At 60.0% G+C, this 12,930-nt stretch carries 12 protein-coding genes; 7 read left to right on the top strand and 5 right to left on the bottom strand.

Annotated features, from left to right (window positions below; genetic code table 11):
• Positions 1–22: 22 nt before the first annotated feature.
• Both recN and ligA read left to right on the top strand, forming a co-directional pair.
• Positions 23–1,696, top strand: coding sequence for a DNA repair protein RecN (gene recN, locus EDE05_RS23645; RefSeq protein ID WP_132413214.1), 1,674 nt, complete (start codon positions 23–25; stop codon positions 1,694–1,696).
• Positions 1,697–1,766: 70 nt separating this feature from the next.
• Positions 1,767–3,926: an NAD-dependent DNA ligase LigA gene (gene ligA, locus EDE05_RS23640; RefSeq protein ID WP_112798538.1), complete on the top strand. Its 2,160-nt coding sequence runs from the start codon at positions 1,767–1,769 to the stop codon at positions 3,924–3,926.
• 3 nt (positions 3,927–3,929) lie between these two features.
• Here the strand turns inward: ligA and EDE05_RS23635 are convergent, their stop codons facing one another.
• The gene (locus EDE05_RS23635) at positions 3,930–4,577 is read right to left on the bottom strand and encodes a GNAT family N-acetyltransferase (RefSeq protein WP_348631528.1); all 648 of its coding nucleotides are present in this window, start codon (positions 4,575–4,577) and stop codon (positions 3,930–3,932) included.
• 169 nt (positions 4,578–4,746) lie between these two features.
• Here EDE05_RS23635 and EDE05_RS23630 point away from each other — a divergent pair, with 169 nt between their 5' ends.
• Together EDE05_RS23630 and EDE05_RS23625 are read left to right on the top strand one after the other, a co-directional pair.
• Positions 4,747–5,337 carry a 3'-5' exonuclease gene (locus EDE05_RS23630; protein ID WP_105370052.1) on the top strand — a complete coding sequence of 197 codons (591 nt, stop codon included), beginning with the start codon at positions 4,747–4,749 and terminating at the stop codon, positions 5,335–5,337.
• Positions 5,338–5,419: 82 nt separating this feature from the next.
• Positions 5,420–5,917, top strand: a complete 498-nt coding sequence (locus tag EDE05_RS23625; RefSeq protein ID WP_112798436.1) for a CreA family protein — start codon at positions 5,420–5,422, stop codon at positions 5,915–5,917.
• 4 nt (positions 5,918–5,921) lie between these two features.
• Here the strand turns inward: EDE05_RS23625 and EDE05_RS23620 are convergent, their stop codons facing one another.
• The 4 genes from EDE05_RS23620 to EDE05_RS23605 form a co-directional block, all read right to left on the bottom strand.
• Entirely contained in the window at positions 5,922–7,580 is a 1,659-nt protein-coding gene (locus EDE05_RS23620; RefSeq protein ID WP_112798431.1) for an FAD-binding dehydrogenase, read from the bottom strand.
• A gap of 151 nt (positions 7,581–7,731) precedes the next feature.
• The gene (locus tag EDE05_RS23615) at positions 7,732–8,055 is read right to left on the bottom strand and encodes a hypothetical protein (protein ID WP_112823772.1); all 324 of its coding nucleotides are present in this window, start codon (positions 8,053–8,055) and stop codon (positions 7,732–7,734) included.
• A 193-nt stretch (positions 8,056–8,248) separates the two neighbouring features.
• Positions 8,249–8,716, bottom strand: a complete 468-nt coding sequence (locus EDE05_RS23610; protein WP_105370048.1) for a chemotaxis protein CheW — start codon at positions 8,714–8,716, stop codon at positions 8,249–8,251.
• A 1-nt stretch (position 8,717) separates the two neighbouring features.
• Positions 8,718–10,685, bottom strand: a complete 1,968-nt coding sequence (locus EDE05_RS23605; protein WP_112798427.1) for a methyl-accepting chemotaxis protein — start codon at positions 10,683–10,685, stop codon at positions 8,718–8,720.
• Between the two features lie 257 nt (positions 10,686–10,942).
• Here EDE05_RS23605 and EDE05_RS26975 point away from each other — a divergent pair, with 257 nt between their 5' ends.
• From EDE05_RS26975 to EDE05_RS23595, 3 genes are all read left to right on the top strand, one after another.
• Entirely contained in the window at positions 10,943–11,101 is a 159-nt protein-coding gene (locus tag EDE05_RS26975; RefSeq protein WP_157948970.1) for a hypothetical protein, read from the top strand.
• Positions 11,102–11,227: 126 nt separating this feature from the next.
• On the top strand, positions 11,228–11,827 hold the full coding sequence (locus tag EDE05_RS23600) for an SCO family protein (protein WP_105370045.1): 600 nt from the start codon (positions 11,228–11,230) through the stop codon (positions 11,825–11,827).
• A 76-nt stretch (positions 11,828–11,903) separates the two neighbouring features.
• The gene (locus tag EDE05_RS23595; protein WP_132413212.1) at positions 11,904–12,782 is read left to right on the top strand and encodes a 50S ribosomal protein L11 methyltransferase; all 879 of its coding nucleotides are present in this window, start codon (positions 11,904–11,906) and stop codon (positions 12,780–12,782) included.
• The last annotated feature ends 148 nt before the right edge of the window (positions 12,783–12,930 follow it).

Genomic DNA, 12,930 nt, shown 5'->3' with positions numbered 1-12,930 from the left:
CTGGGCGCGGTATCGAGGAAACATGCTGAGCCAGTTATCGATCCGGGATATCGTTCTGATCGAGCGGCTGGATCTTGCCTTCGAGACCGGCCTGTCGGTGTTGACCGGTGAGACGGGTGCGGGCAAGTCTATCCTCCTTGATAGTCTCTCGCTTGCGCTCGGCGGTCGCGGCGATGGAGGGCTGGTTCGGCATGGTGAGGAGAGGGGGCAGGTCACTGCGGTCTTCGACGTGCCCGGCAACCACGACGCTCGCCGGCTCCTGCGTGAAAACGGCATCGATGACGATGGCGACCTGATTTTCCGGCGCGTCCAATCCGCCGACGGCCGCACGCGCGCCTCCATCAACGACCAGCCGGTGAGCGTGCAACTCATGCGGCAGGCGGGTCAACTGCTCGTCGAGATTCACGGCCAGCACGACGATCGTGCGCTGATCGATACGGATGTCCATCGCACGCTGCTGGACGCCTTTGTCGGCCTGACGGAAGAAGTGCAGGCTATTTCCGGTCTCTATCGCTCCTGGCGGGACGCGGAGCGCGCATTCAGGACCCACCGAGCCAAAGTGGAGGCTGCCGCGCGTGAAGCCGACTATATCCGCGCATCGGTCGAGGAGCTTGAGGTACTGGCGCCGCGCGACGGCGAAGAGGACGAGCTTGCCGAGCAGCGCTCTCGCATGCAGAAGGCCGAGCGTATTGCCGGCGACATTTCTGAGGCCTCCGAATTTCTGAATGGCAATGCATCGCCGGTGCCGCTGATCGCTTCGCTGGTCCGCCGCCTGGAGCGCAAGAGCCATGAGGCGCCGGGCCTTCTTGAAGAAACCGTCGAACTCCTCGACCAGGCCCTGAACCACCTTTCGAATGCGCAGATGGAAGTAGAGGCCGCGCTGCGCAAGACGGAGTTCGATCCGCGGGAGCTGGAGCGCGTCGAACAGCGGCTTTTTGCGCTTCGCGCCGCCGGCCGCAAGTATTCGGTCGCGGTGGCCGACCTGCCTGCGCTTGCCGAAAAAATGGTGGCCGATCTTGCCGATCTCGATGCGGGAGAGGAAAGACTCCTTGAACTCGAGAAGCTCGCGGTCGCGGCAAAGATCGAATACGATCAAGCGGCTTCCGTTCTGTCGGAGAAACGCCGCCACGGCGCCGAGGCCCTGGCGGAAGCGGTCATGGCTGAATTGCCGGCGCTGAAGCTCGAGCGAGCGCGCTTCATGGTCGACGTGACGAGCGATCCCGAAGCCGCGACCGCCGAGGGCATCGACAGGGTAGAGTTCCACGTCCAGACCAACCCCGGCACGCGCCCTGGTCCGATCATGAGGGTTGCTTCGGGAGGCGAGCTGTCGCGGTTCCTGCTGGCGCTGAAGGTGGCGCTGGCGGATCGCGGCTCGGCTCCGACGTTGGTCTTCGACGAAATCGATACGGGCGTCGGCGGCGCGGTAGCGGATGCAATCGGTCAGCGGCTGAAGCGGCTTTCGGAAAAAGTGCAGGTGCTCTCGGTCACCCACGCCCCGCAGGTGGCTGCCCGTGCCGCGACGCATCTTCTGATCTCCAAAGGACCGGCGGGCGAAGGTTCTGAAAAAATCGCCACCCGCGTTGCGACGATGGAGCCGGAACACCGGATGGAAGAAATCGCCCGCATGCTTGCCGGCGCTTCCGTCACCGACGAGGCGCGCGCAGCGGCGAAGCGCCTGCTTGCCGGAAGCGGCTGATCTCGTCTCTTCCCATCGGCAAAAATTGCTCTACAAAAACGACTCCGCGATACCCCGAGGAGCCGTTGCCATGTCCGCCGAACAGACGCCCGTCGAGAACCTGACCGAAGAACAGGCCGCAGCCGAGCTGGCCTTCCTCGCCGCCGAGATCGCACGCCACGATGAGCTTTATCACGGTCACGACACGCCGGAGATTTCGGACGCAGAATACGATGGACTGAAACGGCGCAACGATGCGATCGAGAAGCAGTTTCCGCAGCTCGTCCGCGCCGACAGTCCGTCGATCCGGGTTGGGGCGGCTCCTCTGCCGACTTTTGCGCCGATCACCCATTCAAGGCCGATGCTGTCGCTCGACAACACGTTTTCGGACGAGGACGTGCGGGATTTCATCGGTTCCGTCTATCGCTTCCTGGGTCAACTTCCGGATGGATCGATCGCTTTTACCGCCGAGCCGAAGATCGATGGGCTTTCCATGTCGATTCGCTACGAGCAGGGCCGACTGGTGAATGCCGCCACCCGTGGCGACGGCACGACGGGTGAAAACGTCACCGAAAACATCAAGACCATCAAGGAAATCCCGAACAGCCTGCCATCCGGCGTGCCAGATGTCGTCGAAGTGCGCGGTGAGGTCTATATGACGAAAAGCGAGTTCCTGGCGCTCAACGAGAAGATGGCGGCGGAAGGCAAGCAGACTTATGTCAATCCGCGCAACACGGCCGCGGGGTCGCTCCGCCAGCTCGACGCAAAGGTGACGGCGAGCCGCAATCTGAAATTCTTCGCCTATGCCTGGGGTGAAATGTCGGAAATGCCGGCCGATACCCAAATGGGCATGGTGGAAAAATTCAGGGATTGGGGTTTTCCGGTCAACCCGCTCATGAAGCGCCTGAATTCCGTGGAAGACATCATTGCGCATTACACCGATATCGGCCTGAAGCGCCCGGACCTCGACTATGAGATCGACGGTGTGGTCTACAAGGTCGACCGGCTCGACCTGCAGGCCCGCCTCGGATTCCGTTCGCGCAGCCCGCGCTGGGCGACGGCGCATAAATTCCCGGCCGAGCAGGCTTTTACCAAGGTTGAAAGAATCGACATTCAGGTCGGCCGCACCGGGGCGCTGACGCCGGTTGCGCGCCTGACGCCGGTCACCGTCGGCGGCGTCGTAGTCACCAACGCAACGCTGCACAACGAGGACTATATCAAGGGCATCGGGAATTCCGGTGAGCGCATCCGCGAGGACGAGCACGATATCCGCATCGGCGACACGGTTATCGTGCAGCGGGCGGGCGATGTCATTCCGCAGGTGCTCGACGTCGTTATGGAAAAGCGCCCTTCCCACGCTGTGCCCTACGAGTTTCCGAAGAAATGTCCGGTCTGCGGCAGTCATGCGGTGCGCGAGCGCAACGAAAAGACCGGCAAGCTCGATTCGGTCACCCGCTGCACCGGCGGTTTCGTCTGCCGGGCGCAGGCGGTCGAGCACCTGAAACATTTCGTCTCGCGGAATTCCTTCGACATCGAAGGCCTGGGCGCAAAGCAGATCGACTTTTTCTTCGAGAACCAGGACCCTGCACTGCAGATCCGCACCGCGCCGGACATTTTCACGCTGAAGAAAAGGCAGGAAGCCTCGCCGCTTACCAAGCTCGAGAATATCGAGGGTTTCGGCAAGGTAAGCGTGAAGAAGCTCTTCGATGCGATCGACGAACGCCGCAATATCGCCCTTCACCGCTTCATCTATGCGCTCGGCATCCGCCATGTCGGCGAGACTACGGCGAAGCTGCTGGCGCGCGCCTACGGCACCTATGAGGCCTTCGAAGCCGCGATGAGGGAGGCGCAAAGCTTTTCAGGCGACGCCTGGGATGACCTCAACAATATCGAGGGCATAGGCGAGGTGGTTGCTCGCGCCATTGTTGAGTTCTTCAGGGAGCCGCGCAATGTCGAGGTGATAGCACGCCTCCTTGAAGAGGTGACGCCGCAGGCGGCGGAGCAGATTGCCGCAAGCGGCAGCCCTGTCGCTGGAAAGACTGTGGTCTTTACCGGAGCGCTCGAAAAGTTCACCCGGGACGAGGCCAAGGCTCGTGCGGAAGGTCTCGGTGCCAAGGTGGCAGGGTCTGTTTCGAAAAAGACCGACTTCGTCGTGGCCGGTCCGGGCGCCGGTTCCAAGCTCGACAAGGCAAGGGAACTCGGCGTCCAGGTGATGGACGAGGACGAGTGGCTGGCTTTCATCAGCGAGTGATCGTCAATCTTTTAAACGAGCCATCGAGTAAGCATCGATATATTGGCCGTCGCGGAAGGCGAATTCTCTCAAATGACCTTCCTTCACGAAGCCATTCTTCTCGTAGAGACGGATCGCTTTTTCGTTGTCGACGAAGACTGTCAGTTCGACACGGCGCAGATCCAGCCAATTGTCGGCGATGTCAAGAATGGCCATCATCAATGCGTTTCCGACGCCGTTTCCCACAAAATCATCGTGCACCCCGATGCCGATCGACGCTGCGTGGCGTCGTCGACCGAGCATCGGTCCCAGAAATACGTCGCCGACGATCTGACTGTTGCGTTCCGCCACCAGTCTTTTTGCTCCTGGATTAGGGGATTCGAGCCCTTTGCGGGTCTCCTCGACCGTCTGGAAGGGCAGGCGTAGCGTGCCGTAGCGGTAGCCGTACATATTGGCGAGCGCGGTAATCTTTTCCGCATCGGCAGGGCAGGCGGCGCGGATCAGCACATCGCCAAACCTTTCCGGTCGTGGCGGCTTTTCGCGGGCGTCTTGAATGCGTTTCATTTTGCTCTCCTTCGTTGGGCGCCGAAGCAGAGCGGAATGACCGAACCCTGCCGCTTCGGCAGGGTTGGTGGACGGATGACCGGTTAACGCGCCAATACCGCCACGCATCCTGCGGGGTGAATGGTCAGGGTAAGATGCATGTGGGCGGCGAAGCTGATCATGGAGCGTATGAAGCCAGAGGTTGTGTGGCGCGTCAAGAGACGATCGATGACAACCGTCTTTGCCGAATCAATCGGGCAACGATAGAAGTCAGTGCATATTCGTTCGGAACCAGCCCTTGAAGACCATCGCCATCGACTTCGAAACAGCCAACGAACAGCGCGCCAGCGCCTGTTCCGTCGGGCTTGCATGGATTGAGGATAACAAGGTCGTGCGCGTCGAAGAGAGGCTCATTCGCCCGAAGGATATGCGTTTTTCTTCATTCAACGTGGCGATCCATGGAATCCGGCCGGAACATGTCGAAGACGCCGGGGAATTTCCTGAGGTGATGGAAGAGTTTGCCGATGATTTCCGCGGGGCGACAATGATCGCTCACAACGCCGCCTTCGATTTCAGCGTGTGGCGCGCCTGTTTGGACGTCTATCGGCTTGGCTATCCCGAACTTTCCTATCTCTGCAGCGTGAAGATGGCAAAGAAGGTCTGGCCGCATCTCGGTTCGCACAAACTCAATGTCCTTGCCGGACATCTGGGATTACGGTTTGCCCATCATAATGCGGCAGAGGATGCCGCAATTTGCGGTCAGGCGGCGATCGCCATCGCCCGTTCGCTTCAGGTCTCGCACGTGCGCGACATACCCGCGATGATCGGAATGAAGGTCGGGAGGCTCTTTTCCGGCGGTTATGATCCCTGCACCTGCAGGCTGAAATAGACCCCTACTGCGAGGGGCCTGCTTGTTTCTGCTCCGGCGCTTCTTATCTCAGATCACGGATCGTTTACCGGAGCCCGCACCCATGAACCGACTGGCCTGCCTCGTATCTGCCGCCGCGCTTTCGTTCTGCGCCCTTGCGGCACCCACGTCTGCCGAAGTTATCGGCAAGGTAGGGGTCGACTGGATCGGCAACGACATTATCGTCGAGGCGATTGCCGATCCGGAAATCAAGGGCGTGACCTGCCACGTCACCTATTTCGACCGGAGCATTATCGACCGCCTCAAAAAGGGCAACTGGTTCGAGGACCCCTCGAACAGTTCCATCGCCTGCCGCCAGACAGGCCCGATCGAGATCGGCGAAATCGACCTGTCCAGAGGGGGTGAGGAAGTGTTCCGCGAAGGCCGCTCGCTGATATGGAAAGACCTCCTCGTCAAACGCATCTACGACGAGACGAACGATACGCTGGTCTATCTGGCGCATTCGCGGCAGGTCGTCGAGGGATCGGCCAAAATGGCGATCTCGACCGTGCCGCTCTATGGCCAGCAGGTTGTCTGGAAGAACGGCAAGCCGAAGCCGTGAGATCTTACGCGACTGCGGCCGCCGCGGCTTGTCCTGCCGTTCGGCCGGAGAACAGACAGCCTCCGAGAAAGGTACCCTCGAGCGAGCGGTAACCGTGCAGACCTCCGCCGCCGAACCCAGCCGCTTCTCCCGCCGCATAGAGGCCGGAAATCGGCTGGCCGTCATGTCCAAGAACACGGGCCGAGAGATCGGTTTCAAGTCCTCCCAAAGTCTTGCGGGTCAGGATATTGAGCCTTACGGCGATCAACGGCCCGTGAGCCGGATCAAGAATCCTGTGCGGTTTGGCGGTGCGTACCAGCCTGTCGCCGAGAGAGCGCCGGGCGTTGTGTATGCCCATGATCTGCGCATCCTTGCAGAAGGGATTGTCGATCTGCCTGTCCCGCGCCAGGATTTCGCGCTCCAGATCCTCCGGTTTCAGGAGATCGTTACCGGTCAGCCGGTTCATGCCGTCGACCAGTTCGACAAGCGTCTCAGCGACGACAAAGTCTTCTCCGCGTTCCTTGAAGGCTTCCACCGGTCCGGTCGCCCGCCTGCCGACCGCACGGCGCGCCGTCAGCCTCCAGTCGCGGCCGGTCAGATCGGGATTCTGCTCTGAGCCGGAAAGCGCAAACTCCTTGCGGATGATGCTCTGGTTCAGGACGAACCAGCTGTAATCGTAGCCCGTACTCAAGATATGCTGCAGCGTGCCGAGCGTGTCGTAGCCAGGGAAAAACGGTGCCGGCAGACGACGACCGGTGGCATCGAACCACATCGAAGACGGACCGGGGAGAATGCGGATACCGTGATCCTGCCAGACCGGATTCCAATTCCGAAGGCCTTCCGTGTAGTGCCACATGCGGTCGCGGTTGATCACACGGCCGCCGGCAGATTCGGTGATGCCGATCATCCGTCCGTCGACGTGTTTCGGCACGCCCGAGACCATGAAGGCGGGCGGCTTGCCCAACCTTTCCGGCCACATCTGCCGCACGAGGTCCTGATTGCCGCCGATGCCGCCGGAAGCAACGATCACCACGGGCGCTCGAATTTCGAAGTCGCCGACTGGCGTTTTTGATGTTTCTGCGCCGCGGGCGGCGGAGCTGGCTTCCAGAATGGTACCAGCAACGCCGACCACCGCATGACCCGCGGTGATGAGTTGATCTACGCGATGACGCCACAGGAAGCGGATTTTCCCGGCTTGCTCGGCTTCGCGCGCTCGGCGCTCAAAGGGTTCTACCACGCCGGGACCTGTTCCCCATGTGATGTGGAAACGGGGCACCGAATTGCCGTGCCCTGTCGCCGGTCCGCCGCCGCGTTCGGCCCAGCCGACGACAGGGAAGAGGCGATGTCCCATCTGTCGCAGCCAGGAACGCTTCTCGCCCGCTGCGAAGCCCACGTAAGCTTCTGCCCAGGCGCAAGGCCAGAAATCGTCGTCTCGGTCAAACCCGGCCGTTCCAAGCCAGTCCTGCCAGGCAAGGCTGAAGGAATCTTTGATGCCCATGCGTCTCTGCTCGGGTGAATCAACGAGGAAGAGGCCGCCGAGCGACCAGAAAGCCTGGCCGCCGAGGTTCTGCTCCGGCTCTTGCTCGACGATAATAACGGAGCGACCGGCATCGGATAGTTCCGTGGCAGCCACCAGGCCAGCCAAACCCGCGCCGACGACGATGACGTCTGCTACATCGCTCACACCGCTCCTCCCAAAGCGCGGATGGCAGCAGCTCCTGCCGCAACACCCTGCCAGATACAGTCATGGGGCGCGACATGAGTCAATCTGACCGAGCGCACGAAAAAAACCGGGCCCGCGAGCGGACCCGGTTTCAGATGGTATGGATGGCGGATCAGCGGATGTAGACGATCCGGCTTCCGTCCGCAGCGGTATCGATCCCTACGACGTTGTTCAGCTCGACATTCTTCTGCAGAAGGCCGGCGCGGAGAGCTGAATCCCGATCAAGTTTGGCCTGAGCCTGACGGATCATTGCCGGGGTGGGATGGACGATACTATCAGGGATATCGAGACGATTGGCGCTGTTGTCGATTTCCGGATCGGTATAGACGATGGAAAAATCGGTTGCGGGTCTTACAGCGCTGCCCATGTCACGGGCATAAGTACTGCCGATGGTGGCGGTAGACATCAGAATTGCGAGCGCAAAGGCCTTTTTCATGATCATTCTCCTATCTTCGTAACCAGCCGAAGAGTTTTGAAGCGGTTCGGTTGGGCGTTTGCGGTCGGAGAACTCGCAGTGCGAAGAAGTAGTTCCGAATATTATTCTTAAAAATATGTAATAATTACAATGAATTAATGTTCCGCCACGCTTGCGTGTGGCGGAACATCATCAATATGTTTGCGGTGCAAAATCAGGCCGCTTCGCGGGACAGCTCGTCGGCAATGACCGTGTCGAGGTTGAGGAAGCAGACCATGGTCTTTTCGAGTGCCACGATGCCGCGGCAGAAGGCGCGCTGGGCTTCCGGGATGATCTCGGGGGCGGGCTGCAGGTCCTCTCCGCGAATCGTCATCATGTCGGAAACCTGTTCAACCAGCAGGCCCACCAATTTGCCGGCAATGTCCGTGACGATGATCGCCGAGCGTTCGGAAGGTTCCGTCATCTTCATGCCGAGACGGCAGGCCATGTCGATAACCGGGATCACGGCACCGCGCAGATTGATCAGACCCAGAACGTAGGGGGGCGTATGCGGCATGGGAGTGACCGGCGCCCAGCCGCGGATTTCGCGGATCGCCATGATGTCGATGCAGAATTCCTGGTCTCCAAGATGGAAGGAGACGATTTCAAGGTAGGCGCCGGACTGCTTGATGGCATTCGTCATGTCAGAACTCTTCCCATTGATTTGAGGAACCCACGGCCTTCGGCTTGGCGGAGGTCGGGTTGTTGTCGAAGGCTCCCGCGAGCTTGTTCATCAAGTTCAATGCGGGGGATGGTTTGCCGGGCGGCGTCGAGGTGCCCGCCGTATCGACGGCGCGCGGACCGCCGGCGCCACGAATTTGAAACTGACTCATCAGCCTGTTCAGGTTTTCCGCGTCGCTCGCCAATGAGTGGGTTGCGGCAGTGCTCTGCTCCACCATCGCTGCGTTTTGCTGGGTTGCCTGATCCATCTGGCCGATTGCGCTGTTGATCTCTGTCAGTCCGGTTGATTGTTCGCGCGCAGAAGTGAAAATCGCGTGAACGTGACCATCGATTTTCAAAACATCCTCGCCGATACGGGTCAGGGCCTCGCCGGTCGCTTTGACGAGATCCACCCCGGTCTTCACCTCCTGGTTCGAACGGGTGACGAGCGCTTTGATGTCTTTAGCGGCACCGGCCGCGCGTCCGGCCAGCTCGCGCACTTCCTGAGCCACCACGGCAAAACCCTTGCCCGCTTCGCCCGCGCGGGCTGCTTCCACACCCGCATTCAGCGCCAGGAGGTTCGTCTGAAAGGCAATTTCGTCGACGACGTTGATGATCTTGCCGATCTCGGCGGTTGCGTCCTCAATCCGTCCCATGGCAGCCGTTGCGTCGCGGACGACCGTTGCCGAGCGTTCCGTATAAGCCTTGGTGTGGCTCACCATTTCGCTTGCCTCTTCGGCGCGGTGGGTAGCGCTGCGGACGGTTGCGGTGATTTGTTCGAGCGCCGCCGAGGTTTCTTCGAGCGACGCGGCCTGCTGCTCCGTCCGCTTGGCGAGGTCGTCGCTGGCCGAGCGCATCTGATTCGCGCTGGCACCGATGGAGCCGGCGTTGGAGGCGACTTCGCTCATTGTGCGGCGCAGGCGTTCGACGACCCGGTTGAAATCCTCGCGCAGGCGCTCCAGGTCGCCGCGGAAGGGGTGATCGATGGTGACGGAGAGATTGCCATCGGCGAGCAGGTTAAGTGCCTTGCCGAGCGATTGCACGGCATCGCGGATTGCTTCGGCTGCGGCTCGCTGATCTGTTTCGCGGGCAAGGCGTTCCTGATCGCTGAGCTGCCGTTGCTTTTCGCTGTCTGCTTCAAGTTGGCGTTTCTCGATCGCGGACAAACGGAAAATATCCGTTGCGCGCGCCATCTCACCAATCTCGTCGCCGCGTTCTGCACCCTCGACCGGTGTCGCATAGTCACCGTTGACAATCCGCTGCATGCTGGCCCGCACACCGGAGATGCCTCGACGGATCGCACCTCCGTGGACGATCTGGAGAATTGCCATGATGAAGAGGGCGACAAGTCCGCAGCCGATCTGAACGTAAAGCGCCCGGCCGGACACGGAATTGGCTTCCGCGACCCGTTCCTTGACGATCGTGCTGCCCTTTTCCGCAAGGGTTCGCAGGGCTATGTCGAGCCGCTCGCCGGCGCCGTCGATCGTATCGTCGATCTTCGCGTAATCTTCGTTGGGCGCCCCGGTTTCGACCATCGTCTTGAGATCGCTCTGGATCGCTTTGGAGACCGCGGCGAGATCAGCTTCGAAGGTGGATACGAGTGCTGGTGTGCCGATCTCGGCAGCAAGCGCGTTCATATCGCTCACGCCGAGGTTCATCTGCCGGATGGAGGATGCAATCGCTTCCAAGCGCTCGGGAGCCACGCGCTTTTCTTCGCGATCCACGATGGTATCCATCGCAACGAGTATGAGCTGCGAATTGGCGATCCGCATCTGGTTGACGGAATCTACCTGGTTGTGAATGTGCGTTGCCCGTTCGAGGGCCAGTTCAACCTGATGGCCTTCGTACCATCCGACGACAAGCATGGCGCCGATACCGGCGAAGGCAGCTCCGGCCAGTGTCCAGAGACGTTGGTTCACGGAAAGCGTCTTGCTAGAACGACCATTCGTCATGCAGCTTGAATTCCTTTTGCGCCGGATAAGATCGGCGGATTTTCACTACGATGGGGCAGGCGAACCGATTGCGCGACGTCATGTCTTGGTGGTCGGAGTGTCACAGGGCAGCGAGAGGCTGCCGGCGCGGCTTCTCGCTTCGGGCCGACTCTCCGAGCCGTTTCGCAGCCTCAAGCTCTCAAAAAGATATTAAGTCTCTGCTAATCTTAATCGGCAAAGGGCTTTCGAAAAATCATGTATAGCCCTAGAATGAGGCCATGAACCCGGATGCCACCAACGCTCATCGCGTGCCGATAATCGCCATCGCGAGCCTATTTTTCCTCGGCCTGGGAGGAATGGCTTTCTATGGCTGGTTGCGGTTTGGCTCTTCCATCATGCTGGTGCTCGACGAGGGTGGCCTCTCCTGGTGCTTTTGAGCGAAGCATTGCGCCCGTGGGACAAATTAGCGCGACGACGGCGTGTTGAATTGCGCGAGACCGACTTCCCATCTATCTCTTCAGGAACTGCAGCCTGACTAGCAGGCGCGAACTGAGAGAATTCCAATGAAGACCTTTCGCACCATCCTCTGGGTCGCTGTCGTGGCACTCGCGGGCGTCCTTGTCTGGCTGACGGTGGAAATGAGCAAGTCGAGACAGGAGCTTGCGGAAGGCCCCTTCGGGGTTCCGTTCCAGCTTGTCGCCCAGGACGGGCAGCCGGTCACCGAAAAAGCCTTTCAGGAAAAGCCGACGGCGCTCTTCTTCGGGTTCACGCATTGCCCGGAGGTCTGCCCCACTACACTTTTCGAACTGAACGGCTGGCTACGGCAGGTCGATCCTGACGGAACAAAGCTCAACGGTTTCTTCGTCAGCGTCGATCCGGAGCGCGATACGCCAGAATTGCTCGGCCAGTATATCTCGAACGTCACCGATCGGGTGAAAGGCATTTCGGGGCCTCCCGAAAAAGTCAACGAGATGATCAAGGGCTTCAAGGTCTATGCGAAGAAGGTCCCGGTCGACGAAAAGGATCCGAAGGGCGACTACACCATGGATCATACCGCTTCCGTTTTCCTGCTGGATAACGGCGGACGCTTTGCTGGCACCATCGCTTACGGCGAAAATCCTGACGTTGCCGTCAAGAAGCTTGAGAATCTGATCAAAGGGTGACGCCTTCGCTGTTGAAGCCCCCCATGCTTCTGTGGCAATCCTCTCGGCCATTGATCATTAGCTGAGAGATATCTCCTTGAGCGAAATCCGCCTTTACGTCACGTCCACCGAGAAGGGCGCAGCACAGATCCTCGATATCCTCTCGGAAGTCTTCGGCGAGGAAGATCTTGCCATAGCGACCACCGAGGTCGAGGAAAAGAAGGATATCTGGGAAGCCTCTGTCTACATGATGGCGGATGAAGAGGAAGCGGTGCGTGACCGTATGGCTGCAGGTATTGGCCAGGCCTTTCCCGATGCGGTAATCACGCGCGAAGTCATTCCTGATATCGATTGGATTGCCAAATCACTGGAAGGCCTGAAACCGGTCAGGGCAGGGCGCTTTCTCGTTCATGGCTCGCATGACCGCGACAAGGTCAAGCCCAATGATATCGCGATCGAGATCGATGCCGGCCAGGCCTTCGGGACCGGCCATCACGGCACCACGGCCGGCTGCCTTGAAGTTATCGAGGATGTCATGCGGGCTCGTAAGGTCCGCAACGCGCTCGATCTCGGATCGGGAAGCGGCGTGCTGGCGATTGCGGTGCGCAAGTTGAAGAACATTCCTGTTCTTGCCACGGACATTGATCCGGTCGCGGTCCGCGTCGCCAAGGAGAACGTGCGCCGCAACGGGATCGCCACCGGCATCCGATTAGAGACGGCGTCCGGATTCCATTCACCCGCTTTCCTTCAAGAGGGACCATTCGACCTGATTATCGCCAACATTCTGGCGCGTCCGCTCATGAAGATGGCGCCGCAACTGGCCGCGCATCTGGCCCTTGGAGGCTCCGTCATTTTGTCCGGCATTCTGGCAGGGCAGCGGTGGAAGGTGCTGGCCGCCTATAACGGCGTGCGGCTCCGTCATGTCCGGACGATCTGGCGGAACGGCTGGGTGACAATCCATCTCCAGCACGGCTGAAACATTCCGCATTGCAGCATTGAATTTACCGCATGGCTGAGGCGCCTCCATAGAAAAAAGCAACGGTGTTAGGTGTCAATCGCGTTAGCGTGGTGTTCCCGCATTCTTGCGTTGAGGATGATGATCATCTTTCGCATGACGGCGACGA

This window comes from Neorhizobium sp. R1-B, assembly GCF_004368875.1.
GTDB classification, from domain to species: Bacteria; Pseudomonadota; Alphaproteobacteria; order Rhizobiales; family Rhizobiaceae; genus Neorhizobium; species Neorhizobium huautlense.
The sequence above is the reverse complement of the archived record's forward strand: the minus strand, read 5'-3'. Positions and strand labels throughout refer to the sequence as shown.

What these genes read in the sequence shown, in the direction of transcription:
- EDE05_RS23600 (WP_105370045.1), top strand. Translation starts at nt 11,228, where the DNA reads ATGAAGACCTTTCGCACCATCCTCTGGGTCGCTGTCGTGGCACTCGCG.
- ligA (WP_112798538.1), top strand. Translation starts at nt 1,767, where the DNA reads ATGTCCGCCGAACAGACGCCCGTCGAGAACCTGACCGAAGAACAGGCC.
- EDE05_RS23605 (WP_112798427.1), bottom strand. Translation starts at nt 10,685, where the DNA reads ATGACGAATGGTCGTTCTAGCAAGACGCTTTCCGTGAACCAACGTCTC.
- EDE05_RS23615 (WP_112823772.1), bottom strand. Translation starts at nt 8,055, where the DNA reads ATGAAAAAGGCCTTTGCGCTCGCAATTCTGATGTCTACCGCCACCATC.
- recN (WP_132413214.1), top strand. Translation starts at nt 23, where the DNA reads ATGCTGAGCCAGTTATCGATCCGGGATATCGTTCTGATCGAGCGGCTG.
- EDE05_RS23635 (WP_348631528.1), bottom strand. Translation starts at nt 4,577, where the DNA reads ATGCGTGGCGGTATTGGCGCGTTAACCGGTCATCCGTCCACCAACCCT.
- EDE05_RS23625 (WP_112798436.1), top strand. Translation starts at nt 5,420, where the DNA reads ATGAACCGACTGGCCTGCCTCGTATCTGCCGCCGCGCTTTCGTTCTGC.
- EDE05_RS23610 (WP_105370048.1), bottom strand. Translation starts at nt 8,716, where the DNA reads ATGACGAATGCCATCAAGCAGTCCGGCGCCTACCTTGAAATCGTCTCC.
- EDE05_RS26975 (WP_157948970.1), top strand. Translation starts at nt 10,943, where the DNA reads ATGAACCCGGATGCCACCAACGCTCATCGCGTGCCGATAATCGCCATC.